Below are 25,331 nucleotides of genomic sequence, written 5' to 3' on the forward strand. Positions count from 1 at the left end.
CCGCCCGACCGTCACCCGCCTAGGGCGTCGTCGTCGACAGCGTGAACGTCAGCGTCTTCGAGTAGGCGCCCGTTCGCAGCGCGTCGCCCGCCCCGATGTGCTGCTTGAACGTGATCGTCACCGCCTCGTTGGACACCGGGCCGGTCCACGCGGCCTTCGAGAACGCCACCTCCAATGGCGACGGTAGCGAGAACGCGCCGTTCGACAGGAACGCCGGGGTCGGAGCCACCGTCAACGCGGCATCGCCCGCGGTCGAGACCACGGTCGCGCCGAGCGTCGCCGTGTAGTCCTTCGCCACGCCCGGCGTGAACGCGCCGAACGTCGCCGTCGGCGAGCCGAGCGTCAGCGCCAGCGTCGCCGGCACCGACCCGCCGACCTCGCCCGCGACCGGCGTCTCGATCGGGCCGTCCGCGGTCGGGCTCAGCGCGTCGCCCGGGTGGCAGTGGTGCGGCGAGAAGAACGTCGAGCCGGGCACGCAGCGGAACATGCTCGGGTTCGTCCAGCTCGGCGCGAGACGGACGTTCGTGGCCTGCTCGAACGCGTAGCCCGCGTTCAGCAGCGCCGCGTCGCCGTCGGCCTTGCCGATGAACACGACGCCGATCGGGTTGCGCCCGGCCGAGCCCGTGCCGAACGCGGCCGGAACGGTGAGCACCGGGTAGCCCGCGCGGTCCGCGACACCCACCAGCGCGCTGCCCGCCGGAGCCGCGATGACATCGGTGTCCGAGAGCAGCGCGTCGAGCACGCCGGCGCTCTGCGTCTTGCCCGCCGCGGTGTCGGCCGCCAGCGCACTGACATCGGGGCTCAACGACGCCTGCAGGTCACGCTGCTGGTACTTGAGACCCTCGACCGGGTTCGCGGTGTTGTAGTTGACGATCCCCTGCAGCGAGCCCGCCCCGCCGGACACGCCGGCGAGGTACGCGTTGAGGTCCTTCTCGAACGAGCGCGCGATGACGCTCGGCGCGCTCACCGTCCCCGCGGTCTTGGTCACGGTCGTCGCGCCGACGCCGGTCAAAGCGGTCGCGACGCCCGCCGGCAGCGTGCCGACGACCGCGACCTTCTTGCCGATCAGCCCGCCGGCGGCCACCGGGAACGACTTGCCGGACAGCGCCGACAACCCCGCGGCCGCATCGGCGACCGTCCGCGTGATCGGCCCGACCGCGTCCTGCGACTTCGCCACCGGCAACACGCCGTCCGACGACACGAGACCCAGCGACGGCTTGAGGGCGACCACGCCCGCGACACCTGCCGGAGCGATGATCTGCGCGGAGTCGGTCGAGCTCTCCAACCCCACCGTCAGCGCGGCGAGCCCCGCGGCCGTCGCGGCCGAGGAGCCGGCGGCCGAACCCGCCACCGTCTTGTCGGTGTCGGACGGCAGCAGCACCTGCCCGCCGAGCGACGAGTAGCCCTCCGGCGCGCCCGAGTCGAGCAGCCCGTTGAGCTCACTCACATTCGTCTTGCCGAGCACGATCGCGCCCGCGGCCTTCAGCTTCGCGACCAGCGCGGCGTCGGCGCCCGGGAGCGACTTCTGCAGCGCGATCGACCCGCCGGTCGTCGGGAGGCCGAAGACGTCGACGACGTCATCGACCAGCACCGGGATGCCGTGCAGCGGCCCGCGCGAGCCGGACGTCGCCCGCTCGCGATCGAGCGTCTTGGCCTCCTCGACCGCCCGCGTGTTCAGAGCACGGACGGCCTGCAGCGCGGGACCTTCCGCGTTGGTCAGCGCGATCCGCGCCAGGTACGCCTTGACGAGCGTCTCCGAGCTCAACGTCCCGGCGGTCAGACGCGCCTGCAGCGACGTGGCGGACTCCGTCTCCAGCGAGAAGTCCAGAGCCGGGGCCGCGCCGCCCACCAGCTTCATCGTCGACTCGTAGTCCGGGTTGCAGGAGCCACGCGAGGAGAACGCCGGCGCCGGAACGGTGTGAGCGCACCGGTACATGCTCGGGTTGATCTCCGACACCGGCTTGCGCAGCTTCGTCGCCTGCTCGATCACGTACGCGACGCCGATCAGATCCCGCTCCTTGTACGCGTTGGCGTGGATCGAGACGTTCAGGGTTCGCCGCTGCGTCGCGTTGTAACCCATCGGGATCGTCAGCTGCGGGTAGCCGGCGCGCGGGCCGTTGCTCACGGAGCCGAGGATCGCGATGAAGTCGTCGCTCGGGTCGGCGGTGTCGTTGGCCATCATCCGGTCGATCCCGGAGTGGCTCAGCTGCTTGCCGACGAGCAGGTTCGAGCGGTACGCCACCGAGGCGGCGCTGTCGGGCGAGATGTCGATCGCCAGCGACCCGGCGTGGGTGCTGTTGCCGAACTTCAGCGCCTCGTGCTCGTTGGCCAGGTTGTCGGCGGCCTCCTCGGCCAGCGACTTGATCGGGGCGTTCGGGCCGAGATGCGCGTAGTAGTGGTCGATGTCACGGTGCGCCTCCCAGTTGAGCACCGAGCCGGGGACGCCCGCCGGGGAGATCACGGGGCGCTCGACGAGGATCGCCCCCGCCGCCTCCAGCGCGGCCTTGGCCGTGTTGACCTCGGCCGACGTGCCGTTCCAGCCGATCCGCTTGCCGCGCACGAAGTTCAGGTCCAGCGCGGACATGTAGTTGGGCAGCGTGTGCGGAACGGGCGGGATGATGTCCTCGTCGTTGATGCCCGGGCCCCAGATGCCGTGGTAGTAGTCGGCGTTGTGGGCGTCATAGCCCGCGATCGACTGCAGTGTCATCGCCGCGTTGGCGACGGTGCGGTCCATCGGGCCGGCGGTGTCCTGCGACGCCGAGATCGGCGCGATGCCATATCCCGGCACCAGCCCGACCGTCGGCCGCAGACCGACCAATCCGTTGGCCTGTGACGGCGAGATGATCGAGCCCGACGTCTCGGTGCCGACGACCAGCATCGACAGCGCCGCGGCACTCGCCGCGCCCGAGCCCGACGACGAGCCGGACGGGTTCTGGTCGGCGTCGACGGCATTGAGCACCTGGCCGGTCAGGTTGGAGAACCCGGACGGCTGGTTGCCGAAGAAGTTCGCGTACTCGGACAGGCCGAGCTTGCCGAGGATCACGACGCCGCTCTCGCGCAGCTTCTTCGCCACGCCCGAGTCGATCGCCGGGAACGAGTTGCGCAGCGAGTAGTTGCCCGCCGACGTGTACATGCCCTTCACGTCGATCAGGTCCTTGAGCAGGATCGGTAGGCCGTGCGCCGGCCCGCGGACGTGACCTTCACGGCGCTCCTTGTCGAGCAGCGCGGCGTCCTTCAGCGCGTCGGCGTTGAGCTGCGTGACCGCGTTCAGGCCGGGGCCGCTCTTGTTCAATGCAGCGATCCGCGCGATGTACGCGCGCGTGAGCTCCACCGAGGTCAACTTCCCCTCGTCCATCAACTTGACCGCCGTCGGACCGTCGAGCGTTTCGAGGTTCAAGTCGGCCGCCTGTGCCGGCGCGACGCACGCCAAGGCACACGCGAGCGCGAGCATCGCGAGTTTCATCCGGTTCCCTCCGTTAGTGGACGTACTGACCCGAGTGCGACGCTAACCCGGCTCCCATGCTCCGCACATTGGACCGACGGTCGAATGTGCGCTCGACCGCCGGGCGAACCTAGGGATCCGCTACAAGGTCAACGCAACGACCAGCAGTCCGCCGCTCCGCGACGACCAGGGCGTCGAGTCGCCACCCCCACCTGGTCGCCCGCCGGTGACGCGCTCGTGTGGGCGACGCCGCGCCGTCCGCACCGCCACGCTGCCATCCGTCAAGGTCGAGCGCGGCAAGGTCAAGCTGACGGTGAAGCTGCGCTCAGGTGGCGTGCCAGGAACTCCGCCTGGCGTGACACCGCGCGCTCGAACCACTCGCCCGTGTAGATCTCGAAGTGGCCGATCGGGTAGCGCACGACCTCGCCCTGCGAGGCCTCGTGCGCGACCCGCTCGGACGCGTCGACGTCCACCAGCGAGTCGTGGTCGCAGATGCAGACCAGCAGCGGGCATGTGATGCTCGACGCCTTCGTCCCCGGCCGGTAGCGCAGGATCTCGAGCCCCGCGCGGGCGGAGATCGCGTTGACCCAGACCGTGTCCGGCGGCGTGATCGACTCGAAGCCGGGGAGCGTGTCCTGCGCGCTCATCAGCGCCACCTCGCCGGGCTTGCCGGCCGCCTTGACGAGCTTCGGCGCTCGCCCGAACAGCGCGCCGCCGGCGTCCTGCAGTGCCAGCTTGGTGAGCTTGGCCGCGGTCACCTTCGGTGCCAGCAGCGACGCCCTGAACCCGTCGGTCATCGGGCATTGCGCGACGGCGGCTTGCACCGGCTCGGATGCCGCCAGCGTGATCGCGTGCCCGCCTCCGAAGGAGGAGCCGAACAGGCCGACCTTCTCGATCCCGGGCAGGCCGCGCGCGTGCTCGATCGCGATCCGCCAATCCTCGAGCTGGGTCTTGATCTCGAACAGCTGGCGGGGCTCGCCGCCACTGGAGCCGAAGCGCCGGTAGTCGAAGACGAGCGCCGCCAGCCCGGCCGCGGCGAAGCGCTCGGCGTACGCGGTCAGGCGCTGGTCGTGCACCGCCGAGAGGCCGTGGCCGAGCACGACCGCGCCGGTCGCGCCCTCGGGATGCCAGAGCCAGGCGGCGATGTCCTCGCGGAGTCTCAGAACGGAAGCCATTGTGCTGGGAACACTTCCCGGAACCGGCCCGGGTAATCGGGGACGAGTTTGAGCGCGTGCGCGCCGGCGGGGCGCGCCTCGACGTACGGGCGCAGCTGGTCGAAGCACATCATCAGCCGCACCGAGGGGGCGATCTGGAAGTCGGCCGCGTTCGGGTCCTCGCCGCCGATCACGCCCTCGGCGAGCAGCGCGTCGACCCGGTCCAGCTGCGCCGGCAAGGCCGCCAGGCACGTGCGCGCGGTCTCGTCGTCGGTCCGCATCTGGAACAGCACGACCGGCTTGATGACGGGCAGGATCGTGCGCATCGTGCCCGCCGGGATCTTCAGGACGGGAGCGGTCAGGAAGCTCGCCATCGCGTCCGGATCCTTGGCGACGCTGTAGCGCGACATCTGCCGGATCCCGTCCTGCAGCGCCGAGTCGGCCCACGCCTCGGCGCCCTCGATCGTCACGCGGTCGGCCTCGGGGAGGAGCGGTGGCTTGGGCACGAAGTGGTCGAGCGCGCGGGCGATCTTCATCGTCCCGCTCACCCGCTTGCCCTCGATCGTCAGCACCGGCACGGTGGAGCCGCGATAGCGCAGGAGCGGCAGCATCGCCTTGTGGCTCATGTTCGGCAGGTCCAGGCGGGTGAACTCGATGCCCTTGTGGCGCAGCATCAACTCGGCGCTGACGCACGGGTGCGAGCCGGGGACGCCGACGAGCTTGGCCTCCATGTCAGTCCACCAGCGCCTGGTAGGTGAGCTGGCGCAGCTGCGAGCGCAGCGGGTAGGTGCTCGACGGCGCGAGCTGGGTGAAGAAGTGCGCGGTGACGCGCTCGGAGCGATCGACCCAGAAGGCGGTGCTGGCGAGGCCGCCCCACGCGAGCTCGCCCTCGCTGCACAGGACCTTCGTGCGCGCGGCGTCGAGGACGACGGAGAACCCGAGTCCGAAGCCCATGCCCTCGTTCTGGGTCTCGGAGATCGTCGGCCGGGCGACCTGTTTGAGCTCGGCGCCGCCGGGCAGATGGTTGCGGCCCATGAAGCGGAGCGTACGCGTCCCGAGCAGGCGCGTGCCGTCAACCTCGCCGCCGCCCAGCAACATGCGGGTGAAGCGGTGATAGTCGGCGGCGGTCGAGACGAGCCCGCCGCCGCCGGAGAGGAACGCGGGCGCGTGCAGGGCGGGCGCGCCGAGCCGGTCGTTGCGTTGCAATCCAGGTCCGTAGAGCGCGGCGAGCCGATCGGGGTCGGCGCTGCCGAAGGCGGTGTCGGTCATCCCGAGCGGGTCGAAGATCCGCTCCTTGAGGAAGACGTCGAGCGTCTGGCCGCTGATGACCTCGATGACACGGCCCAGCACGTCGGTGGCGACCGAGTAGTTGAACTCGGTGCCCGGCTCGAACAGCAGCGGCAGGCCCGCCCACACGTCGACGCATGCCGCGAGGTCCATCCCCTGCGGGGCGCCGAACTCGAAGCCGTGGTCGCGGTAGATGCCGTCCACGGGATGCGCGTAGGCGAAGCCGTACGCGAGACCGGCGGTATGGGTGAACAGGTGCCACATGCGGACCGGCTCGGGCGTGGCGACGGTCATCGGCTTCTGCTGCGAGCCGCCGGTCCACACACGGGCGTCGGCGAACGACGGGATGAACCGCGCGACCTCGTCCTTGAGCTCGAACGCCCCCTGTTCCCAGAGCATCATCGCCGCGACCGACGTGACCGGCTTGGTCATCGAGTAGATCCGGAACAGCGTGTCGTCGGTGACCGGCGTCCCGGCCTCGACGTCGCGCAGACCGCCCTTGGCGACGTGCACCAACTCGCCGTCGCGCGCGATCACCGCGAGGAAGCCGGGCAGCTTGCCCTCGTCCACGTAGCGCTGGTAGTTGCGGTCGATGCGGGCGAGGCGTTCGGGGTCGAAGCCTGCCTCGCGAGGGTCGATCTCGATGTCGAGCACCCCCGCATGTTCCCAAGCTTTGTCCAAGCGAGAAGTGGTTGGATTCGCGCAGTTCAATCGGGAGGAGAGCCCGGATGCGCAGACTGCTGTTGGCCCTGATCGTCCTTCTCGCCGTGCCGACGGCGGCGCGCGCGGACACGGTGGTGTCGCTCGGAGATTCGGCGATATCCGGCGAGGCGGGGCGATGGGCGGGCAACACGAACCAGTCCTCGTCCAAGACCGACGCGCTCGGGCCGACCGCTTACTTCGACAATGCCAACGGCACCGGCGAGGCGATCCCGGGCTGCCATCGCTCCAAGTCGGCCGAGGTGCACATCGGCGGCGGCGTGACGTCGGTCAACCTCGCCTGCTCGGGCGCGCGGACCTACTCCCGCGTGTCGGACTCCAACTTCAAGCCGGGCATCGACTTCTACAACTCCGGCGGCAACAAGGGGCAGGCCCTGGCACTGCAGGAGCTCGCCGGCCGGGACAAGGGCATCAAGGCCGTCGTGGTGCTGATCGGCGCCAACAACTACGGCTTCGCGGACATCGTCCAGACCTGCGTGACCGACTGGCTGACGTCGCCGTCGTGGTGGAAGAACTACTGCCAGGACGACTCGAACATCACGGCGATGTTCACGCAGTCGAACATCAACACGATCACGACGCAGGTCAGGGGCGCGTTCCAGAACGTCAGGAACGCGATGCTCGCCGGTGGCTACGCCGACGGCACCTACAAGATCCTCGCCCAGACCTACTCGGCGCCGATCCCGAAGTCGGCCGGCTTCCGCTACGGCGAGACGGGCTTCACGCGTCAGACCGTCGGCGGGTGCGGCGTCTGGAACAAGGACGCCAACTGGGCGCGCGACACCGTCGTCACCACGCTCAACAACACCGTGCGCAACGCCGTCGCCGGCATGGCCAATGTCCAGGTGCTCAACATGGACGAGGCGCTCGCGGGGCGCAAGCTGTGCGAGAACACGGTCGGGTTGCTCGAGGAGCGCGGGATCTCGACGTGGCGCTCGGCGGGCGCGGTCGACAACAGCGAGTGGGTGCAGCAGATCCGCACGCTGACGACGCTCTTCCCGCCCTATCAGCTCCAGGAGGACGCGCACCCGAACTACTGGGGCCAGCTGGCGCTGCGCAACTGCTTCCGGCAGGCGTACAACGGCGGCGCGGTGCGCGGCGGGACCTGCTCGCGCGGCACCGGGCTCAACGGCAATGGCGAACCGAACATGACGCTCGGCTGAGATGAAGTGGGCCGTCACCGCGGCCCTGCTCGTCGGCCTGGTCCTCGCGGGCCGGGCCGACGCGGCGACGCCTGAGCTGCGCCGTTGCGGTGGGGCGCTGTGCGGGTCGATCGAGCGGCCGCTCGGGAACGGGCGGACGATCGATGTCGCGTTCCGCTGGTATCGCGGCGACGGTTCCCGGCCGCCGATCGTGGCCGTCGAGGGCGGTCCCGGTTATCCATCGACCGGGAGCCGCTGGGAGTACCGCGGGATCTTCGGGCCGCTCGTCCGGTCGCGTGGGCTGCTGCTCGTCGACAACCGCGGCACGGGCGACTCGGCGCTGATCGACTGCCGGTCCGTGCAGGGCTTCCCGGGGCGCACGTCCGGGCGGCCGTTCGCGCGACGGGTCGGGCGGTGCGCGGCGCAGTTCGACGCGCGGTACGGGCGTGGCGCGCACTCGTACTTCGCCACCGCTTACGCGGCGGACGACCTCGCTGCCGTGATGCGGGCGTTGCGGCTGGGGAAGGTCGACCTCTACGGCGACTCCTACGGCACGTTCTTCGTGCAGGAGTTCATCGCGCGCCACCCGTCGACGCTGCACTCGGTCGTGTTGGACTCCGCCTACCCGCGGCGGGACCTCGACCCGTGGTACGCGTCCTCGGGTGCGGCGGCGCGGGCGGCGATGGAGACGGTCTCGCCGGGGTCGGTCGCGCGGCTCGGCGAGTTGCTCGCGCGGGTGCGGACGGCGCCGATCGTCAAGCGGACCCGCGACGCCGACACGACCAGCGTGCTGTTCCGGGTCGACACGCGGGTGCTGGCGGACATGGTCCAGGACGCCGCGTCCGATCCCGTGATCCTGCGTGAGCTCGACGCATCGGTGCGGGCGGCGCTCGCCGGCGACGACGTGCCGCTGGTGCGCCTCGCGGCGCAGTCGAGCACCTGGAACCACTCGCCGAGCGACGCGTCCTACTTCTCGCGCGGCGCCTATCTCGCCGTGTCGTGCCTCGACTACCCGCGCTTGGCGTCGTTCGCGGGCGCGCCCGAGGCGTTCGCGCCCTTCACCGCCGCCGAGTGGCTGACGATCAGCGGCTTCTCGCAGCCGTACGACATCTGCCTCGACTGGCCGGCGTCCAAGCGGCCGCCGGCGGTGCCGGACGTCAAGGTCGACGTGCCGATCCTGATCGTGGGCGGCGATCTCGACTCGCTGACGCCGCTGTCGGACGCGCCCACGTTCGCCCCGGGATTGGGCGACGACGTGACGATCGTGACCTTGAGGAACACCGTCCATGTGACGAGCGAGGGCGACAACTACCTCGTGGAGGGGATGCGCTGCGCGCGGAACGTCATGCGCTCGTTCATCCGCGGGGCGCTGGACTCGACGTGCGCGGCGTCGATCCCCGCGCTGCACACGCCGGACTACCCGCTGACGTTGTCCGCCGCCGCGCCCGCCACGCTCGTGAGCGGGCCTGACCCGGGCGAGAGCGCCCGGCGTGCCGCGACCGTCGCGGCGCAGGCGTTCGCCGACGCGACGATGCGCTGGGTGTACACGGGCGGCGGTCGCCTCGGCGCGGGACTGCGCGGCGGCCGCTTCAGCGTGCGCGACGAGACGTTCTCCTTCCAGGACGTCCGCTTCGTGAGCGACGCGACCGTGTCCGGCGCGGGCACGTTCAAGGCCGCCACCGGCGCCGTCGACGCGACGCTGACGGTCGCGGGCGTGACCGTGCATCTGCGCTGGACCCAGGCCACCCCGCAGGCCCGCGCGGAGATCGGCGGCAGCGTGCTCTCACTCCCGGCACCCTGACGCGATCAGCTGGGCGACATGCCCCGCGGCCGCGTCGGGGACCGCGGCGAAGCTGAGCAGGATCCCGCTCGGTCCCGGCGCGACGCGGTGGGGTGTGATGCCGTCGACGATGACGCCCGCCGCGCGGAGCCGCTCGACCAGCGCGGGCTCGTCAGCGCCCGGGATGTGCAGGGCGATGTGCAGGCCGGCCGCCGCGCCGGCCACGGTCGCGTCGGGCAGTACCCGCGCGAGCGCGGCGATCAGCGCGTCGCGGCGCCGCCGGTACGCGCGGCCGGAGCGGCGCAGGTGGCGGTCGTACGCGCCGCGGGAGATGAAGTCCGCCAGCGCGAGCTGCTCGAGCGCGGGCAGGCCGTGGTCGAGCGACTCGCGCGCCTCGACGAACCGCTCCCGCCACGCCGGCGGCGAGATCAGCCAGCCGAGCCGCAGCGCGGGCGCCAACGTCTTCGACACCGAGCCGACGTGCACCACCAGATCCGGCCGCAGCCCCTGGAGCGCGCCGACCGGCGCACGGTCGTAGCGGTACTCGGCGTCGTAGTCGTCCTCGATGATCAACGCGTCCCGCTCGGCCGCCCAGCGCAGCAGCTCGGCCCGCCGTTCCGAGCTGAGGACGGCGCCGGTGGGGAACTGGTGGGCGGGCGTGAGCAGCACCGCCCGCGCGTCGCCGGGCAACTCGTCGACGACGACGCCGTCCTCGTCCACCCGCGTGGGCACCGGCACCAGGCCACGCTTGGCGAACAGCGCGCGGATGCCCTCGTGCCCGGGGTCCTCGACCGCCAGCTTCACCGGCCCCAGCGCCTCCGCGATGGTCACGAACGCCTGGCCCGCGCCGGCACACAGCACCACGTCCTCGGCCTCCGCGACCGTCCCCCGCACCCGCCCGCGATACGCGGCCACGACCGCCCGCAGCCGGTGCGCCCCGGGGATCGGCGGGTAGTCGAGCTCCGCCACCCCGGCCCCACGCACCGCCTCGCTCAACGACCGCACCCAATCCGCCCGCGGAAACCGCGCCAGATCAGGCCGCCCGGGTCCCAGGTCATACCGCACCGCCACCCCACCACCTAAGGGGTCTGACCCCTTGACAATGCGATCTTGCGCTGAGCAGGGCTTTTCGTGCGAACGCAGTGTTGAGGGGACAGACCCTTTGAGGGAGGCGACGCGGGGGGGCGTGCGTGGGGTGACGAGGAGCCAGCCTTCGGCGGCGAGTTGCATGTAGGCGTCGCTCACGATCCCGCGGGAGACGCCGAGGTCGCCCGCCAGGGCGCGGGAGGCCGGTAGGCGGTCGCCCGCGGCCAGGCGGCCCGAGCGGATCAGGGCGCGGAGCTGGTTCTCGAGCTGGCGCTGGAGCGGGCCGTTGCCGCGCTCCAGGGCGACGAGCAGCTCGGTCGTGCTGGCCTGGTTTTCAGGCATCGAACTGGACCTTACATCCAGGCCAGAGCGGCCCTAGCTTCCCGCGCCATGAGAGCATGGATCGGCGGAGCGACCGCGGCGGCCCTCGTCGGCGCCTCGTTCCCGGTGAGCGAGGCGCTGGTCGACTATCCGTACGCGACCGGTCAGATGATCCGCTACGCCGCGGGCGCGCTGATCCTCGCAGCGCTCCTCAAAGGGCGGCTCGGCATGCCCACGCTCAAGGAGTTCGGGCTGCTGGCGCTCGTCGCGGCGGTCGGCATGGCGGCGTTCAACCTGGCCGTGCTGGCGGCGGTCGACCACATGGGCGCGACCAACACCGGCGTGATCATCGGCGCTTCGCCGGTCCTGCTCGCCCTCGCCGGCACGACCCGCGACCGGCGGGTGATCACGGCGGCCGCGATCGTCGTCGCGGGCGCGGCGCTGGTCAACGGCGCCGACTCGCGGATCAGCGCGATCGGCCTCGCGATCGCGTTCGCCGGCCTCGGGTGCGAGGTCGGCTTCACGCTCCTCGCTGCACCGCTGCTCCCCCGCCTCGGCCCGATGCGGGTCGCCGCCTGGGCGGCGATCCTGGCGACGCTCGAGCTCGCGGTCCTCACCCGCGGCCACGTCCCCACGCCCACCACCCACGAGGCCGCCGCGATCGCCTACCTCGCGGTGATCACGACCGCGCTCGCGTTCGTCCTCTGGTTCGGCGCCGTTCAACAGCTCGGCGCCGCGAAGGCGGGCCTGCTGGTCGGCTTCATGCCGATCGCCGCCGTGACCGTCGACGCCGCCCTCAACGGCCGGACGCCATCGACCGCCGACCTCGCGGGAACGGCGCTCGTGGCGGCGGGGATCGTCTACGGCGCCATGCCGAGCGTTGTGCGGATCCACAACGCGGTCCACCGAACGTTGGCCCGCGGTCCGATGACGTGACGCCGCCGGCGCGGCACCATTCCCCTAGGTCATTCCGAAGGGGAGAGCGATTCTTTGAACGTCGGTATCGGGCTCGCGCTGCTGTGCGCGGCCGTAACGCAGCTCGGCTTTCTGTGCAAGCACCGCGGCGCGACGCAGGCGCCGCGAGTCGACCTGCGGGCCCCGCTGCGCAGCGCGCGTGACCTGTTCCGCTCGAAGTGGTTCGCGATCGGCATGGCGATCGCGGGCGGCGCCTGGATCCTGCACGTCGTGGCACTCGCGCTCGCGCCGCTGAGCGTCGTCCAGGTCGCGCTCTCCACCGGCGTCGTGATGCTCGCGGTGCTCGGCGAGCGCCTCTTCGGCTGCCAGGTCGGCAGCCGCCAGTGGGTCGGCGTGATCATGACGAGCATCGGCCTGACCCTGCTCGTGGTCACCCTCCCGCGCACCGGCGGCAGCCACTCCGCGTTCGCCGTCCCGGCGCTGATCGCCTTCCAGGCCGGGATGCTCGCGCTCGGCGTCCTGCTGATCGCGGCGCCCAAGCTCGGCACGCCCGCCCACCATCACGGCGCGGTCCTCGGCGCCGCCGCCGGCACGCTGTTCGGCGTCTCCGACGTCGCCGTGAAGGCGCTGACGAGCGTCGGCGGCCCGCTCGAGCTGCTGATCTCCCCCTGGCTGCCCGTCGCGCTGCTGGCCTCCGCGCTCGCCTTCCTCGCCTCCGCCCGCGGCTTCCAGGAGGGCGAGGCCGTCCCGGTCATCGCCTGCACGAGCACCGCCGCGAACGTGACGGTGATCACCGGCGGGATCGTGGTCTTCGGCGACGCGCTGGCCGGCGGCGTCCTGCTGGGCGTGCAGATCCTCGCCTTCGCCCTGGTGGCCGTCGCCGCGCTGGTCACCCCGCACGGCCGTCCGGTCCCCGCCTAGCGAGCTACCTTGCGCGGCGGGATGCGCCGCGCTCTGCTGTTCCTGGTCGTTCTGCTGTCCGCCGCGCCCGCGCAGGCCGCGCCACGCCCGCTCGCCAGGAATCCGACCGCCGCCGCGCTGGCCGGGGACACGGTCCTCTACACGCAGGTGACCGGCCGGCGGCTGCGGGTCCTCGCTCAGCCGTACACGGGCGGGACGCCCACCGAGGTCTTCCGGCGCACCGCGCCCAGAGGCAGGATCGTCAGTGCGCAGCTCGCCGCCTCGCCCCAGCAGGCCGCGCTGCTGATGACCACCGACGACGGCTCGGCGTTCGGCGCCACGGACCTCTTCGCCGGCCCACCCACCGGTCCGTGGACCCGGCTATTCCCCAGCGCCGAGGGAATGCTCCCGTTCCGGAACCAGGTCGTCGGCGAAGCCGTGTTCACCAGCGAGTTGCGCGGGGAGTTCGACGTCGGCGCCGTGGTCGTGCGCGACCCGGCACCGCATGTGGTCGAGCACATCCCACCCGAGATCGCCTACAGCGCCGTGTTCGCCGGCCGGTTCGTGGCCTTCACCGACGACCTGCGGATCGTCGTGCAGGACTGGCGGACCGGGGAGCCCTTCAGCACGGTCGTCGTGCCGGATCCCGTCGACGAGATCGCCCTGCGCGACGACGGCCGGATGGTCTACCGCACCGATCAGCACGAGCTCTATGAGGGACAGCGCAAGCTCGCACAGGCCGACGGGAACGTCGCCTTCGCCGGGGACCGGCTCGTCTACCAGCGCGGCTTCGACCTGCGCGTGCTGGAGCCCGACGGCCGGAACCGTCGCTTCGGCGTCCACACCGAGGAGCTGGACGGCTTCACCACCGACGGCACGCGGGTGCTGTGGTGGGCCAACGGCTGCCTGCTGACCGCGGACGTCGCCGAGCTCGCAGTGGACGCGATCGCCCCCGGCGCCTGTCCTCGCAGCGAGGTCAAGCTCGGCGAGAACACCGACCTGCCGCTGCGGCGAACTGTCTCGGTCCCCGTACGCTGCGTCGCCGCGCCGCGCGAGTGCCGCGGCACCATGAGGGTCCGCGACGGAGCGCGGGTCGCCGCGCGCGCCCGCTTCGCCGTCCCCTCCGGCCACAGCCGCCGCGTGCGCATCACGCTGAGCGCCCGCACCTACGCCCACGCCCGCCGTAAAGGGTCCGCGCACCTGCCCGTCGAGCTCCGCACCGACGACGGCGACCGCTCACCCGCCAGCTTCACGCAGGCGCTGTTCCTCCAGGAATAGAGTGCCGCGCATGGCCGCCGCAGGGGTGGTTGGCAGTTTGGTGGGGCAGATCGAGGACGAGCTCGACGCGGTCGTCGAGCGCATCTGCGACCGCATCCGCGAGGAGATCCCCGACTTCCGCCGCCTCCCGCGCGCCACGCTGGCCGACGCGGTGCGGGGCAACGTGTCGCGTGCGCTCGCCGCGCTGCGCGAGCTGCGCGATCCGACGCAGGACGAGCTCGAGCGCGCCGCCGCCGTCGGCCGTGAGCGCGCCGAGCAGGGCCTGACGGTCGACGCCGTCCTGCACGGCTACCGGATCTCGGTCACCGGCGTGTGGTCGCGCTTCGGCGAGCTCGCCCGCGCGGAGGGCGCCGACGTCGCCACGGTGCTGGCCTTCAGCGAGACATTGTGGCGCTGGGCGGACGCGGTCATGGATGTCGTGGCCGCCGCGCATCGCGAGGTGGAGCTCGAGCAGGCGCGCGAGGAGCAGCAGCGGCGCGACGCGTTCATCTTCGCCGTGCTGACCGGGACGCTCGACCCGGACGAGCTGCGCCGCGAGAGCGCGACGTTCGGGCTCGATCCCGAGCGCGAATACATCCCCTTCCGCGCGCGGGGACGTCTGAAGGCGGACGGGATGTCGATCGCGCTCGACCATGACGTCGCCGGTCTGACCTTGACCGCGCCGAGCCCGCCGCACGGGGTGACGGTGGGGTTCGCGGCGCCCGCGCGGCTCGAGTCGCTTCCCGCCGGGTTCGCTCATGCCAGCCGCGCGCTGCAGACTGCGCTCGCGTTCGGGCAGACCGGCGCATTCAGCCTCGCCGATCTGTCGATCCGGCCCGCGATCCTGGCCGACGAGGCGCTCGGCGACGCCTTCGCGGAGCGGCACCTGGCCCCGATCCGCGGCCTCGGAATGGAGCTCGAGGACACGTTGCGGACCTATCTCGACCTCGGGATGCGGATCGACGAGACCGCCCGCGCCCTGCACGTACACGCCAACACGCTGCGCCATCGACTGCGCCGATTCGAGGAGGCTACGGGCGCGAACTTGCGGGATCCGCGCGTCGTCGTGGAACTCTGGTGGGCACTCGAGCGCCGGCGCCTCCAAACTTAGTCCACTTGTCCACACGATCAACAGCGCTGGCCGTCACCGAGACGCTGGTGCTGGTCGTCGCGATCGTGGTCGCCGCACTGACGTCCACCGCCGAAGACTGGCAACCACCGGCCCTCGTCGCCCTCCTGCTCGGGCTCGCCCTTGCCACCGACTGGTTCGCCGTCAGCCACGGCGGGCAGCGGATCTCCGGCTCGTTCCTGGCCCTCGTCCTGGCAGCCGCGCTGCTCGGCCCCGCGCCCGCCACCGCGATCGGCATCGCCGCCGTCCTGTTCGATCAGCTGCGCGCCCGCAACCCGCTCCCGCGCCTGATCGCCAACCTCGCCGCGTTCGCGACCTTCCCGCTCGTCGGCGCGCTGATCATCGACGCCGCCGACGTCGCGCCCGAGTCCGCCGCGTTCCCGCTGCTGGTGTTCGCCACCTTCCTGCTGACGAACTTCCTCAACTTCCTGATGATCGGCGGCCACCACGCGTTCGAGACGCGGACGCCGCTGGCCGACGGGTTCCGCAAGATCTTCGTGCCGGTGCTGCCGTCGGAGATCCTCAGCGCGGTGCTGTGCGCGCTGGTCGCGACGTTCTACGCGCGCACCGGCGTCGCCGCGATCGCGCTGATGCTGTTCGTGCTGCTGACCTTCCAGTACCTCCTGCGCGAGCTGCTGCTCTCGCGCGAGCGGGCGGAGCGGCTGGCCGGCCTGCAACTCGGGGTGCTGATCTCGATGATCGAGACGCTCGCGCTGCGCGACCGGATGACGGCGCGCCACTCGGCCGCGGTCGCCCGCTACGCCCGGGCGATGGCCAAGGCGCTCGGCTGGACCACGGAAGAGCAGGACCTGGTCCACACCGCGGGGCTGCTGCACGACATCGGCAAGTTCGCGTTCCCGGACTCGATCCTGCTCGCCGACACGCGGCTGACCGACGAGCAGTGGCAGCAGGTCAAGCGCCACCCGGAGGACGGCGCCGCGATCGTGCGGCGGATCGACGGCTACTCGCCGGTGGCGGAGATCATCCACGCCCACCATGAGCGCTGGGACGGGCGCGGCTACCCGCGTGGGCTGCGCGGCGACGCGATCCCGCACGCCGCGCGCATCATCGCCGTCGCCGACACCTACGACGTCATCACGGCGCGCGATTCCTACCGCAAGCCGATCTCCGTCCAGGAGGCGATCGCCGAGCTGCGGCGGTCGGCGGGCGGCCAGCTCGACCCCCACGTGGTCGAGGTCTTCATCGGCCTGCTGACGGCGGGCGACCTTTCGTTCGGGCATGGCGACGACGCCGATTTCGAGGCCGAACTGGGGTTCGGCCGACGAGTCCAGGCACACGCCCTCCCCCGAACGAGGTAATCGTTTGCTCACCCCTTAAGCCCGCGCTATAGGGGGCCGATGAAGTGATTACGCAGGGCAATGAAGTACCTGCAAATCAAACACTTCTAGCCGATCAAGGAGCGATCACAATGGGCTTCAAGTTCTAGTCCCGCGGGGATGATCTCCTCCACCGCGCCGGCAAACTCCGCCGGCCCACCGGAGGGCACCACGACCGGGCGCATAGTGCGCGCCCGTCGCACCGCGGACCTGATGCGAGCAGCGTTCAGGTCCTTCTGCTTCACCAGGACGCCAAGCTTCGCCTCGGCGATCCGCCGCCCCACCTCCGGCTGATCGCGGCCGAACGGCACTGCCACGATCGGCACGCCGGCCGCAACCGCCTTCTGCACGATCCCCATGCCGCCGTGGCAGACGACCGCCGCGGCGCGTTCCAGCACGGGTCCATGCGCGACGAAGCGCTCGACCCGGACGTTATCCGCTTGTGGAAGCTCGCCCGCACCGTGGGCGTCGGCGAGCGTCACGAGCACCCTGACGGGTTCGTCGCGCAGGCCCTCGATGGCCGCCGCGGCGAGCGCCTCATCTCCCTGATATTCGGTCGAGCAGGTCACCAGGACCCACGGGTCGCCCGGTTCGTCCAGCCACGCCGGCGCCTCGGCCGGCGGGTCCCAGAGCTGCGCGCCCACGAAGCGCACGTGCGCCGGCGTGTCGGTGCGCGCGTACTCGAGCGGCTCGCCCGTCAACGCCAGGATGCGGTGTGGGCGATAGAGGTTCTCGATCGGGTCCTTGACCGGGTCCAGCCGTGCGTTGACCCGCAGCGCGTTCAGGCGCGGCAGCATCGCCTTGCTGTACTCGCGCAGCACGACGCGGAGGAGCAGCTTGTCGCGGAGCGCGCCGAGCGGCCCGCCCATCGGCTTCAGTCCCAGCCCGTACGGCGGGATGCCCTTGCCCGGGAACGGGATCAGCGACGGCATGACCGACGCCCACGGCAGGCCGGAGCGTTCGGCGCCGATCGCGGCGCCGTAGGCGATCGTGTCGATCAGCAGGACGTCGGGGCCGTAGGCGTCGATGTGGCGCTCGAGGTCCGCCCGCTGCTCTTCGCCGCGTCCGAGCAGGTCCCGGAGCCCGCGGTGCAGGCGATCCCGGCCTTGGACCTCGTAGTCGGTGATGGCCTTGGCTGTGCTCTGGTCGACCGCGGCCGCGTCGAGCCCGGCAGCACGCAGCTGCTCGACGTGCTCCGCGTTCGCGATCAGTTTGACCTCATGCCCGCGCTGTTTGAGCGCGAGCAGGCCGGGGACGAGCGGGAAGACATGCCCGGTGGCGGGCGTGGTGTAGGCGAGAATCCGTGCCATGTGGGGAGTCCTTATGCGGGGAGCACACTGCGGATGAGGTGCGCGACCGTCTCGCGCGTCTGGTCGGCGGTGAGACCGCCGTCGCGGCGCAGGACGAGCCAGAGCTCGACGCCGCAGAGGCCGATGAGCTGGCCGGTGAGCTGCGGACCGGCGGCGGCGATCTCGTCCGCGAACGCCGCCTCGATCCACTCGCGATGCCCCTGCCGGCCGCCTTGCGCGTTGGCCGCCAGCGTCGGCGAGGCCTCCTCCTGGCGCAGCGAGCGGTCGATCAACGCGCCGAACCGCTCGTACTGACGCTCGAGGGCGGCGGCCACGACGTCGGGGTCGGAGCTGTCCGGCTCGCCCCGCGCCGCGCGGATCCCGTCCGCCACCCACTCGTTCACCAGCCGGACCAGGCCATCCTTGGTCTGGACCCGCCGGATCAGCGTCTGCACCCCGACGCCGGCCCGCTCGGCCACGTCGGCGAGCGTGATCTGGTCGAACGGCTTGGCCATGAACGCGTCCAAGGCCGCCTCCCGGATCGCCGCCGTCCGGGCCTCAGCGGCCTCGGCGCGACGGCCCTGGCGATACGGGCGAGTGGGTGCCGCCTCTTTCATGGTAAGGACGTTACCGCCGAAATGGCCCGCCGGAAGTGCGGCCAACCACACCGTTGCCATGAGACGCTGTCGCGCATGACCCGTCTCGTAGGCATCAACCACGTCGCGCTGGAAGTGGGAAGCATCGAGGAGGCGCTCGCGTTCTACGGGCGCTTCTTCGACATCCGCCTGCGCGGCGTGGCGCCCGGGATGGCGTTCATCGACATGGGCGACCAGTTCCTCGCGCTGTCCGAGGGCCGCGAGCAGGACGCCGACGACGGGCGCCACTTCGGGCTCGTCGTCGACGACAAGGAGGCCGTCCGCGCGGCGCTCCAGGACGCCGACGTCGAGATCGAGCCGGGCCGGCGCCTCGACTTCCGCGACCCGTGGGGCAACCGCGTCGAGATCGTCGACTACCGCGACATCCAGTTCACCAAGACGCCGGCCGTGCTCGCCGGCATGAGCCTCGCGGGCCTCGTCAAGCACCCGGGGGCGCTCGAGGAGCTGCGCGAGAAAGGCCTGCTCTAAACGGGGCGGCCCGCCGCGCTGAGGTGGGCGAAGGCGAGCGCTCGGGGCATGCCGAGCTCCTCGGCCAGGTAGGCGAGGGACTCGTCGACCGAGCGGCGCGTCGGCTCGTCCAGCCGGGCGCGCTCGAACCAGTACGGCGCGGCGTGGGGCGACGCCACCTCACCGCGGGAGAGCACGGTCAGCCGGAACGTCGCGCGCAGCGGGGCCTCGAGCGCGAACGTGCCCTCGCGGACGTAGTGCGGGTCGCCCGTGAAGAACTTCGCGCCTGGGACGTGGATCGGGAGGAAGAGGCTCGAGCCGACGCCGAGGCGGTCGTGCGACGCCGGGTCCGCGCCGGCGACGCCCATGATCCCCATGGAGGGGTCGAGCGGGAACTCGGCGCGCAGCTGACGCGAGACCGGCAGGTAGCCGCGATAGCCGTCGTCGGCCCGGCGGACCGGCGTGAAGAGCGTCACGGCCTGGGCGCCGCCGCCCGCGTGGCGGTTCGAGACCACGCCGTAGGGCACGCGCGGGACGAGGCCGAGCACGTCGACGCGCAACACGTCGCCGGGTCCGGCGCCGCGGACCGCGATCGGGCCGGTGACCACGCACGGGCTCTCGTACGAGCGGCTCGACGCGGCCAAGGCGCGGGCGTCGTCGAGCACCCGCTCGCGCGCGATCCCGTAGCGGCCGAAGTAGGCGACCGGGTCACGGCCTTGGTCGGAGAGGATGCCTTCGTGAGAGATGGTGTCGACGGTGACAACCGCGCCCGACTCGACGGTGGCCGCGGGCACGCTGTCGGCACCGGGCAGGACGCCCCAGCGGACGGTCTCGACAGTGGAGCGCAGGTAGCGACCTTCGACCCGTCCGACGCCGGATTGCAGGACTTTGCCGGCCGCGGCGGCGACAACCCCGGGTGACGACAGCCAACGCGGCGCGACGGCTCCGGCGTTCACGAGCGCGCCCGCCCGCCGCAGATCGGCCTGGTCGATGGCGCCCTGCAGCAGCGAGACGGCGGCCTCGCGGTCGGGTTGCATCCATTGGTGGGTCACGCCGAGCAGGCTCGCAGCGATGTAACCGGTTTCCTCTCGACCACGAGGCGGAACCTGATTGGACGTCCGGTCCAAGGCGCGGTGGGGTGCGCACCCTATTGCTGACGCGGTGACAATCTGCGTAGGCTTGCCGACCGAGTCGGGCATGGACGTGGACAGAGACGATCGGGGGGACCTGGAAGCCCTCCTCCTCGCCCCGGTGGGCGTGGGTACATCCGAGACCGTCGATCCCGTGCGTCTGCAGGACCGCCTGCGCCGGCGAGAGGCGGCGCTGCGCGCCGTGCTCGAAGGGCTGCCGGACGCCACCGTCGCCTCCGGGCGCGACCACAGGATCGTCTTCGTCAACGCCCACGCCGAGTCGCTGTTCGGCTACGAGCGCGACGAGCTCCTCGGCCAGCCGGTGCAGATCCTCTGGCCGGAGCGCCTGCGCGACCGCTACACGCGCAACATGGAGCTCTACTTCGAGACCGACCACCCGCTGCGCTTCTCCACCCGCGCGGACGGCCTGCGCCGGGATGGCTCGGAGTTCGTCGGCGAGATGAGCTGGGGGATCGTCGAGACCGAGGCCGGCCCGCTGCTGCTGGCGATCGGGCGCGACATGACCGCCCACCGCGAGGCGCTCGCGCGCGTGAAGCGCCAGTCCGCGCAGGTCGCCGCAGTCGCGGCGCTGGGGGAACGGGCGCTGGCCGGGGCGGACGTCGCCGACCTGGCCGCGGAGGCGGTCGAGAAGCTGCGCGAGACGCTCCCGCTCACCGGCGCGTTCGTCGTGCGCGAGCAGGTCACGCTCGCCGCGTGGGGCACCGCGGCCGGCGGGGCGGCGCTGCGCTTCGAGATCCGCACCGGCGACGAGATCTTCGGCGAGGTGAGCGTGGTCAACGAGACGCCGCTCAACGAGGACCAGGAGAACTTCCTGCGCGGCGTCGCCAACGTCCTCGCCACCGCGATGGGGCGGATGCGCAGCGACGAGCAGATGCGCCACGAGGCGCTGCACGACCCGCTGACCGGTCTCGCGAACCGCGCGCTGTGCCGGGAGCGGCTGATCCACGCGCTGGCCCGCAGCGGCCGCGACGACGGCTCCGCCTGCGTGCTCTTCATCGACCTCGACGACTTCAAGGGCGTCAACGACCTCTACGGCCACGCGGCGGGCGACGCGCTGCTGATCGCCCTGGCCCGGCGGCTGGTCGCCACCGTGCGCCCCGCCGACACCGTCGCCCGCCTCGGCGGCGACGAGTTCGTGGTCGTCTGCGAGGACATCGACGAGTCCACCGCGATCGCGCTCGGGCACCGCCTGACGGAGGCGATCCACGAGCCGATGGACATCGAAGGCGTCGAGCACCGGCTGTCCGCCTCGATCGGCATCGCGCTCGGCGCCGCCGGCCGCCGCGACCCCGACGCGCTGCTCGCCGACGCCGACGCCGCCGCCTACCGCGCCAAGGCCGAGGGCCGCGGGCGGGTCGAGGTCTTCGACACTCGCCTGCGCAGGCACGCACGCGAACGGCTTCGCACTGCCGCGGCGCTCGAGCGCGCGCTCTCCCTCGGCCAGCTCCGGCTCGCCTTCCAGCCGATCGTGCGCCTCGACGACGGCTCCGTGGTCGGCCACGAGGCGCTGCTGCGCTGGGACTCGCCGGGCGGGGTGATGTCGGCGCCCGCCGAGTTCATCCCGGTCGCGGAGGAGTCCGCGCTGATCGTCGAGATCGGCGCCTGGACGCTGATGCAAGCGTGCCACGAGAGCGCGGCGGCGTTCGGCGTGGCGCCGGAGGGCCCGGTCGTCGACGTCAACCTCTCGCGCCGCCAGCTCGCCCAGCCCGACCTGCCCGCACTGGTCGCCGACTGCCTGCGCTCGAGCGGGCTGCCCGGGCGGCGGCTGCGGCTGGAGGTCCGCGAGACCGTCCTGCTCGGCGCCCCCAAGACCGCGCGGCGAAACCTCGACGACCTGCGCGCGATGGGCGTCGTGCTGGTCCTCGACGACTTCGGCACGGGCTACTCGTCGCTGCGCGACCTCCCCGTCGCCGCGGTCAAGATCGACCGCTCCTTCGTGGGCCAGCTCGGCTCGAGCCAGGGCGACACCGCGATCGTCGCCGCGATCGTCTCGCTCGCCCACGCGCTCGGCATCGACGCGATCGCCGAGGGCGTCGAGAATGAGGAGCAGGCCGAGCGGCTGCGCGAGCTCGGCTGCGAGCTCGCGCAGGGCTATCTGTTCGGCGCCCCCGGAACACGGATAACCTCCGGCTCGTGACCACGTTCGAGGAGCTCGACGCTCTGCCCACCCGTGAGCTGCACGACCGCGCCGTCAAGCGCGCGGAGCACCGGCTCGACGTGAAGTTCTTCTGGCGGCTGATCCAGGAAGGCACCGCCGCCGAAGCCGCTCAAGGCGACCTCGAGGATGCCGAGCAGGACTCGCTGCACTGGAGCCGCCAGATGCTCGAGGTGCTGCGCAAGGACGAGGCCGCGCTCGAGGTACGGCGTCCGATCTACATCGACTATCTGCTGGGCAAACACTCGGAATAGCGCGGATTGGGCCGTCCGGGGGGTTTGTATTTCCCGGCCGGTTGACCCCTCCTAGATGGGCATGGAGATTGCCCGCGTGGAGTTGATTCGTGAGATTCCGGACGTCGGACTCGCCGCGCAGTTCGACGGCGAGCCGCTGGTACAGAGCTTCCGGGTGCGGGGCCGTAAGGGCCGCGTCTGGATCACCACCCGCGAAGCCTTCGAGATCCCGGGCTTCGGCGCGCCGTGGGTGGCGGGCCGGCTCGTCGCCCTGGAGGCGCAGATGGGCAAGCGCGCGCTGGTCCGCGCGCTGCGCGCGGGCATCCGCCTGCATGCGGACACCCGCGAGCTGGCACTCGCCGCTTAGGCGTCCGCCGAGACGAGGTTCACGCCGAGCGTCGCGCCGCAGTTGACGCCGGAGCCGGTCTGGTGCACGACCATGCCGAGTCGCGTCCCCGCGGCCAGGTGGACGGTGTTCGCGCCCGACAGGGACGGGTTGCCCGCCGCGCCGCCGACATCGAGGTCGAGCGCGCCCGCCAGGCTCGCGCCCTCGCGGATCTGGAAGCGGGTGTTGGCCGCGCCGCCGTTGCAGTTGCCGTTCAGCGTGAGCAGGTAGTTGCCGGACGTCGGGACGGCGACGTTGGTCGGGCTGGCGATCGTCATGCCGTGGTTGGAGATCCCGGACGTGTTCGCGCCGGAGATCGGGAGCGCGGTGTTATTGAAGGCCGAGCCGGGGACGAACGCGACCCCGCGGGCCGTGAACGACGGCGGCCCTTGCGTGGCGGCGTAGGTGACGCCGGCCGTGCCGGCGAAGAGAGCGGCAATCGCGACGATCAGGGCGGGGCTGGGGCGGCGTGCGAGACGCTTGAACATGGAGATCCATCTCCTGATGGTGGGGTGGGATGCCCCGATTGACGCCTCAGCCGTCGGCGAATTCCGTCCCCAGCCCGAGCATGAGGCCGCTCTCATCGAGCGCGGCGCTCGTGGTGAGGAAGAGGATCACGCCGTCGGTGGGGGCGACTGCCTCCTCGAGCGTGTCGCCGTAGAGGTCGCGGACCTCGCCGAGCACCTGGCCCGCGCGGACGTGCTCGCCGGTGGCCGCGTGGGCGACCCAGAAACCGGCGTGGGTGCTGTAGAGCCACTCGAAGCGGCGGACGATCCGCGAGCGCGGCGGGTCCGGCTCGCCGTCGAGCATCTTCAAGAGCTTCAGCGCGTTGCGGGTCCCGTCGACGAGCAGTTTCGTGGCCGCGGCTTCGAGCCGGCCGGCCCCGCCCGCCTCGGCGATCACGCCCTTGGTCGCAACGCTCATGCCCGTCAGCGCGTCGGACTCGGTGTAGTCGACGACGTACGGGAGGCCCATGGCCAGCGCGAGCTCGCGCGAGCCGGGGTCGGCGAACAGCGCGAACGGCTCGAGCGCCTCGACCAGGTCGCCGCCGTGGAGGTCGATGAAGGCGTCGGCGGGCGCGATCAGCCGGCTGTGGATGTCGTGGGCGAGCCGGTCGGTGTAGGTCCCATCCGGGTCACCGGGAAACGAGCGGTTGAGGTTCTTGCCGTCGGCCGGGACGACGAACGGCGAACGCTGCGTGAACGAGTCCATGCTGACGACGGGGACGGCGGTGATCCGGCCGTGCAGCTGCGCGGGTTCGAGTCCGCGCATGACGTCGATGACCGCGGCGATCGAGGAGTACTCGCAGCCGTGCACGCCGCCGATCAGGCTCAGGTGCGGGCCGTCGTGGGCGCCTGTCAGGTCGAAGGCGGGAACCGCGACTTCGTCGAGTGTGATCGTCGTACGCACGCGGCGCATTCAATACGGTCACTGCGTGTTCCGCCCGCTGGGAGAGCCCGAGCTGGTCCGGCTCGACGACGACGCCCTGATCGCGTACGTGCGCGCGGCGCGGCTGCACGGCCACGAGTCGTCGCGGGTGGCGCTGGCGGTGCTCGTCTACGGCCACTGGCACAACGTCTCGCGCCGGGTCGCGCTGAAGGTGCCGCCGGCAGCGGTCGAGGACGTCACGTCCGAGGTGCTGGTGAGCGCGCTGCAGTCGGCGTTCGGCGGGTCCTCGCAGGGCGAGTTCCACGTGTGGCTGCAGACGATCACTACCCGTCGGATCGTGGACTTCCATCGCCGGGCGCGGCCGGTCGTGGGGCTCGACGAGCGCCTGGCGGCGCCGGAGGAGGACGCGATGGACGTGACCGATGCCGTCGAGCGGGTGCTCACGCGGCTGAGCGATGAGCATCGGCGGGTGGTCGAGCTCGTAGTGTTCGCCGGGCTCGCGGCGTCCGAGGTCGACGGGGTCAGCGCGGCCAACGTGCACCAGATCACCTCCCGTTTCCGGCGCGCGTTACGCGAGGAACTGACATGACCGACGTCGACGCATTGCTCGCAGACTTCATCGCCGCCGATCGCTCCGGTGTCGCCGATCCGGCGCCGTATCTCGCGCGGGTCTCAGGCACGGATCGGGTCGAGCTGGAGGCGCTGATCGACGGCTACCTGGCGCGAGCGCCGCGGCGCGCGTTCGATCGCGGGGCGTTCGAGGCTTCGCCCGCGGCCGGCGTCGTGGCGGCGCTGGAAGGCTGGCCGGCGCTGCTGCCGCGGTTGCGCGAGCGGGCGCGGCTGCGTCCCGCGGAGCTCGTGGCACGGCTGGCGGCCGAGCTCGGGGTCGGCGGGCGTGAGGCGAAGGTCGGCTCCTACTACGGGCGGATGGAGGCCGGGACGCTGCCGGTCTCCGGCGTCAGCAACCGCGTGCTGGAGGCGCTGGGGCGGATCGTGGGCGAGAGCGCCGTCGTCCTGCGCGCCGCCGGGACGCTCGCGCCGCCGCCTCCACCCGCGCCCGCCGTCGCGCGCATGGCCGCCCCCGCCGCCGCGGAGTTCGCCGGCGCGATGCCCGAGCGCGACGAGGTCGACGTCCTGTTCACCGGCGGCATCTGAC

General features: G+C 71.9%; 23 protein-coding genes. 13 read left to right on the top strand and 10 right to left on the bottom strand.

Annotation, left to right across the window (positions count from 1 at the left end; translation table 11 throughout):
- Window positions 1–19: 19 nt before the first annotated feature.
- The 4 genes from G569_RS56975 to G569_RS0101180 form a co-directional block, all read right to left on the bottom strand.
- Entirely contained in the window at window positions 20–3,463 is a 3,444-nt protein-coding gene (locus tag G569_RS56975) for an amidase family protein (protein ID WP_053225669.1), read from the bottom strand.
- Between the two features lie 281 nt (window positions 3,464–3,744).
- Window positions 3,745–4,617, bottom strand: a complete 873-nt coding sequence (locus G569_RS0101170; RefSeq protein WP_028062052.1) for an alpha/beta hydrolase — start codon at window positions 4,615–4,617, stop codon at window positions 3,745–3,747.
- A complete protein-coding gene (locus tag G569_RS44615; protein ID WP_053225670.1) occupies window positions 4,602–5,327 on the bottom strand; it encodes a glutathione S-transferase family protein in 726 nt (241 codons plus the stop codon). The genes G569_RS0101170 and G569_RS44615 overlap by 16 nt, the downstream gene beginning before the upstream one ends.
- Before the next feature lies 1 nt (window position 5,328).
- On the bottom strand, window positions 5,329–6,537 hold the full coding sequence (locus tag G569_RS0101180) for a serine hydrolase domain-containing protein (protein ID WP_028062053.1): 1,209 nt from the start codon (window positions 6,535–6,537) through the stop codon (window positions 5,329–5,331).
- A 74-nt stretch (window positions 6,538–6,611) separates the two neighbouring features.
- Here G569_RS0101180 and G569_RS0101185 point away from each other — a divergent pair, with 74 nt between their 5' ends.
- Window positions 6,612–7,766, top strand: a complete 1,155-nt coding sequence (locus tag G569_RS0101185; RefSeq protein WP_028062054.1) for an SGNH/GDSL hydrolase family protein — start codon at window positions 6,612–6,614, stop codon at window positions 7,764–7,766.
- Window position 7,767: 1 nt separating this feature from the next.
- The gene (locus G569_RS0101190) at window positions 7,768–9,546 is read left to right on the top strand and encodes an alpha/beta hydrolase (protein WP_028062055.1); all 1,779 of its coding nucleotides are present in this window, start codon (window positions 7,768–7,770) and stop codon (window positions 9,544–9,546) included.
- On the opposite strand, the gene pdxR is transcribed toward G569_RS0101190, so the two are convergent.
- Window positions 9,529–10,953 (bottom strand): MocR-like pyridoxine biosynthesis transcription factor PdxR, encoded by a 1,425-nt coding sequence (pdxR, locus tag G569_RS44620; RefSeq protein ID WP_037494148.1) that lies wholly within the window; start codon window positions 10,951–10,953, stop codon window positions 9,529–9,531. The genes G569_RS0101190 and pdxR overlap by 18 nt on opposite strands.
- Before the next feature lie 48 nt (window positions 10,954–11,001).
- Here pdxR and G569_RS44625 point away from each other — a divergent pair, with 48 nt between their 5' ends.
- From G569_RS44625 to G569_RS56980, 5 genes are read left to right on the top strand one after another with little or no spacing between them, the layout of a single operon-like run.
- Complete coding sequence (locus tag G569_RS44625) at window positions 11,002–11,868, top strand: DMT family transporter (RefSeq protein ID WP_053225672.1); 867 nt, start codon at window positions 11,002–11,004, stop codon at window positions 11,866–11,868.
- Window positions 11,869–11,922: 54 nt separating this feature from the next.
- Window positions 11,923–12,768, top strand: a complete 846-nt coding sequence (locus G569_RS0101205) for a membrane protein (protein WP_028062056.1) — start codon at window positions 11,923–11,925, stop codon at window positions 12,766–12,768.
- 21 nt (window positions 12,769–12,789) lie between these two features.
- Window positions 12,790–14,025, top strand: coding sequence for a hypothetical protein (locus G569_RS0101210; protein ID WP_028062057.1), 1,236 nt, complete (start codon window positions 12,790–12,792; stop codon window positions 14,023–14,025).
- A 10-nt stretch (window positions 14,026–14,035) separates the two neighbouring features.
- Entirely contained in the window at window positions 14,036–15,115 is a 1,080-nt protein-coding gene (locus G569_RS0101215; protein ID WP_157591744.1) for a PucR family transcriptional regulator, read from the top strand.
- Between the two features lie 5 nt (window positions 15,116–15,120).
- Window positions 15,121–16,452 carry an HD-GYP domain-containing protein gene (locus G569_RS56980; RefSeq protein WP_157591745.1) on the top strand — a complete coding sequence of 444 codons (1,332 nt, stop codon included), beginning with the start codon at window positions 15,121–15,123 and terminating at the stop codon, window positions 16,450–16,452.
- 86 nt (window positions 16,453–16,538) lie between these two features.
- Here the strand turns inward: G569_RS56980 and G569_RS44635 are convergent, their stop codons facing one another.
- Window positions 16,539–17,780, bottom strand: a complete 1,242-nt coding sequence (locus G569_RS44635) for a glycosyltransferase (RefSeq protein WP_053225675.1) — start codon at window positions 17,778–17,780, stop codon at window positions 16,539–16,541.
- Window positions 17,781–17,791: 11 nt separating this feature from the next.
- Entirely contained in the window at window positions 17,792–18,376 is a 585-nt protein-coding gene (locus G569_RS0101230; RefSeq protein WP_028062059.1) for a TetR/AcrR family transcriptional regulator, read from the bottom strand.
- A 75-nt stretch (window positions 18,377–18,451) separates the two neighbouring features.
- On the opposite strand from G569_RS0101230, the gene G569_RS0101235 reads away from it, so the two are divergent.
- Complete coding sequence (locus G569_RS0101235) at window positions 18,452–18,883, top strand: VOC family protein (RefSeq protein ID WP_037494150.1); 432 nt, start codon at window positions 18,452–18,454, stop codon at window positions 18,881–18,883.
- Here G569_RS0101235 and G569_RS44640 read toward each other — a convergent pair.
- Entirely contained in the window at window positions 18,880–19,914 is a 1,035-nt protein-coding gene (locus tag G569_RS44640) for an acetamidase/formamidase family protein (protein ID WP_169542036.1), read from the bottom strand. The two genes, G569_RS0101235 and G569_RS44640, sit on opposite strands and share 4 nt — an antisense overlap.
- Window positions 19,915–20,059: 145 nt before the next feature.
- On the opposite strand from G569_RS44640, the gene G569_RS56985 reads away from it, so the two are divergent.
- The 3 genes from G569_RS56985 to G569_RS0101255 all read left to right on the top strand — a co-directional run bounded on the left by G569_RS56985 (window position 20,060) and on the right by G569_RS0101255 (window position 22,768).
- Entirely contained in the window at window positions 20,060–22,150 is a 2,091-nt protein-coding gene (locus tag G569_RS56985) for a putative bifunctional diguanylate cyclase/phosphodiesterase (RefSeq protein ID WP_084284015.1), read from the top strand.
- The gene (locus G569_RS0101250; protein ID WP_028062061.1) at window positions 22,147–22,422 is read left to right on the top strand and encodes a hypothetical protein; all 276 of its coding nucleotides are present in this window, start codon (window positions 22,147–22,149) and stop codon (window positions 22,420–22,422) included. The genes G569_RS56985 and G569_RS0101250 overlap by 4 nt, the downstream gene beginning before the upstream one ends.
- 76 nt (window positions 22,423–22,498) lie before the next feature.
- The gene (locus tag G569_RS0101255) at window positions 22,499–22,768 is read left to right on the top strand and encodes a hypothetical protein (RefSeq protein ID WP_028062062.1); all 270 of its coding nucleotides are present in this window, start codon (window positions 22,499–22,501) and stop codon (window positions 22,766–22,768) included.
- On the opposite strand, the gene G569_RS0101260 is transcribed toward G569_RS0101255, so the two are convergent.
- Together G569_RS0101260 and G569_RS0101265 are read right to left on the bottom strand one after the other, a co-directional pair.
- Window positions 22,765–23,274, bottom strand: coding sequence for a hypothetical protein (locus tag G569_RS0101260; protein ID WP_028062063.1), 510 nt, complete (start codon window positions 23,272–23,274; stop codon window positions 22,765–22,767). The genes G569_RS0101255 and G569_RS0101260 overlap by 4 nt on opposite strands.
- Window positions 23,275–23,320: 46 nt before the next feature.
- On the bottom strand, window positions 23,321–24,196 hold the full coding sequence (locus G569_RS0101265) for a succinylglutamate desuccinylase/aspartoacylase family protein (protein WP_028062064.1): 876 nt from the start codon (window positions 24,194–24,196) through the stop codon (window positions 23,321–23,323).
- Between the two features lie 25 nt (window positions 24,197–24,221).
- Between G569_RS0101265 and G569_RS0101270 the strand changes: the two genes are divergently transcribed.
- Both G569_RS0101270 and G569_RS56990 read left to right on the top strand, forming a co-directional pair.
- Complete coding sequence (locus tag G569_RS0101270) at window positions 24,222–24,764, top strand: RNA polymerase sigma factor (RefSeq protein ID WP_028062065.1); 543 nt, start codon at window positions 24,222–24,224, stop codon at window positions 24,762–24,764.
- On the top strand, window positions 24,761–25,330 hold the full coding sequence (locus tag G569_RS56990; RefSeq protein WP_028062066.1) for a hypothetical protein: 570 nt from the start codon (window positions 24,761–24,763) through the stop codon (window positions 25,328–25,330). The genes G569_RS0101270 and G569_RS56990 overlap by 4 nt, the downstream gene beginning before the upstream one ends.
- Window position 25,331: the final 1 nt, after the last annotated feature.

It is taken from the genome of Solirubrobacter soli DSM 22325 (genome assembly GCF_000423665.1).
GTDB classification, from domain to species: Bacteria; Actinomycetota; Thermoleophilia; order Solirubrobacterales; family Solirubrobacteraceae; genus Solirubrobacter; species Solirubrobacter soli.

Coding starts and splice junctions, on each gene's coding strand:
- G569_RS0101190 (WP_028062055.1), top strand. CDS start 7,768: ATGAAGTGGGCCGTCACCGCGGCCCTGCTCGTCGGCCTGGTCCTCGCG.
- G569_RS0101185 (WP_028062054.1), top strand. CDS start 6,612: ATGCGCAGACTGCTGTTGGCCCTGATCGTCCTTCTCGCCGTGCCGACG.
- G569_RS44635 (WP_053225675.1), bottom strand. CDS start 17,780: ATGGCACGGATTCTCGCCTACACCACGCCCGCCACCGGGCATGTCTTC.
- G569_RS0101235 (WP_037494150.1), top strand. CDS start 18,452: ATGACCCGTCTCGTAGGCATCAACCACGTCGCGCTGGAAGTGGGAAGC.
- G569_RS56990 (WP_028062066.1), top strand. CDS start 24,761: ATGACCGACGTCGACGCATTGCTCGCAGACTTCATCGCCGCCGATCGC.
- G569_RS44615 (WP_053225670.1), bottom strand. CDS start 5,327: ATGGAGGCCAAGCTCGTCGGCGTCCCCGGCTCGCACCCGTGCGTCAGC.
- G569_RS56975 (WP_053225669.1), bottom strand. CDS start 3,463: ATGAAACTCGCGATGCTCGCGCTCGCGTGTGCCTTGGCGTGCGTCGCG.
- G569_RS56985 (WP_084284015.1), top strand. CDS start 20,060: ATGGACGTGGACAGAGACGATCGGGGGGACCTGGAAGCCCTCCTCCTC.
- G569_RS0101260 (WP_028062063.1), bottom strand. CDS start 23,274: ATGTTCAAGCGTCTCGCACGCCGCCCCAGCCCCGCCCTGATCGTCGCG.
- G569_RS0101230 (WP_028062059.1), bottom strand. CDS start 18,376: ATGAAAGAGGCGGCACCCACTCGCCCGTATCGCCAGGGCCGTCGCGCC.
- G569_RS0101210 (WP_028062057.1), top strand. CDS start 12,790: ATGCGCCGCGCTCTGCTGTTCCTGGTCGTTCTGCTGTCCGCCGCGCCC.
- G569_RS0101215 (WP_157591744.1), top strand. CDS start 14,036: ATGGCCGCCGCAGGGGTGGTTGGCAGTTTGGTGGGGCAGATCGAGGAC.
- G569_RS0101170 (WP_028062052.1), bottom strand. CDS start 4,617: ATGGCTTCCGTTCTGAGACTCCGCGAGGACATCGCCGCCTGGCTCTGG.
- G569_RS44625 (WP_053225672.1), top strand. CDS start 11,002: ATGAGAGCATGGATCGGCGGAGCGACCGCGGCGGCCCTCGTCGGCGCC.
- pdxR (WP_037494148.1), bottom strand. CDS start 10,953: ATGCCTGAAAACCAGGCCAGCACGACCGAGCTGCTCGTCGCCCTGGAG.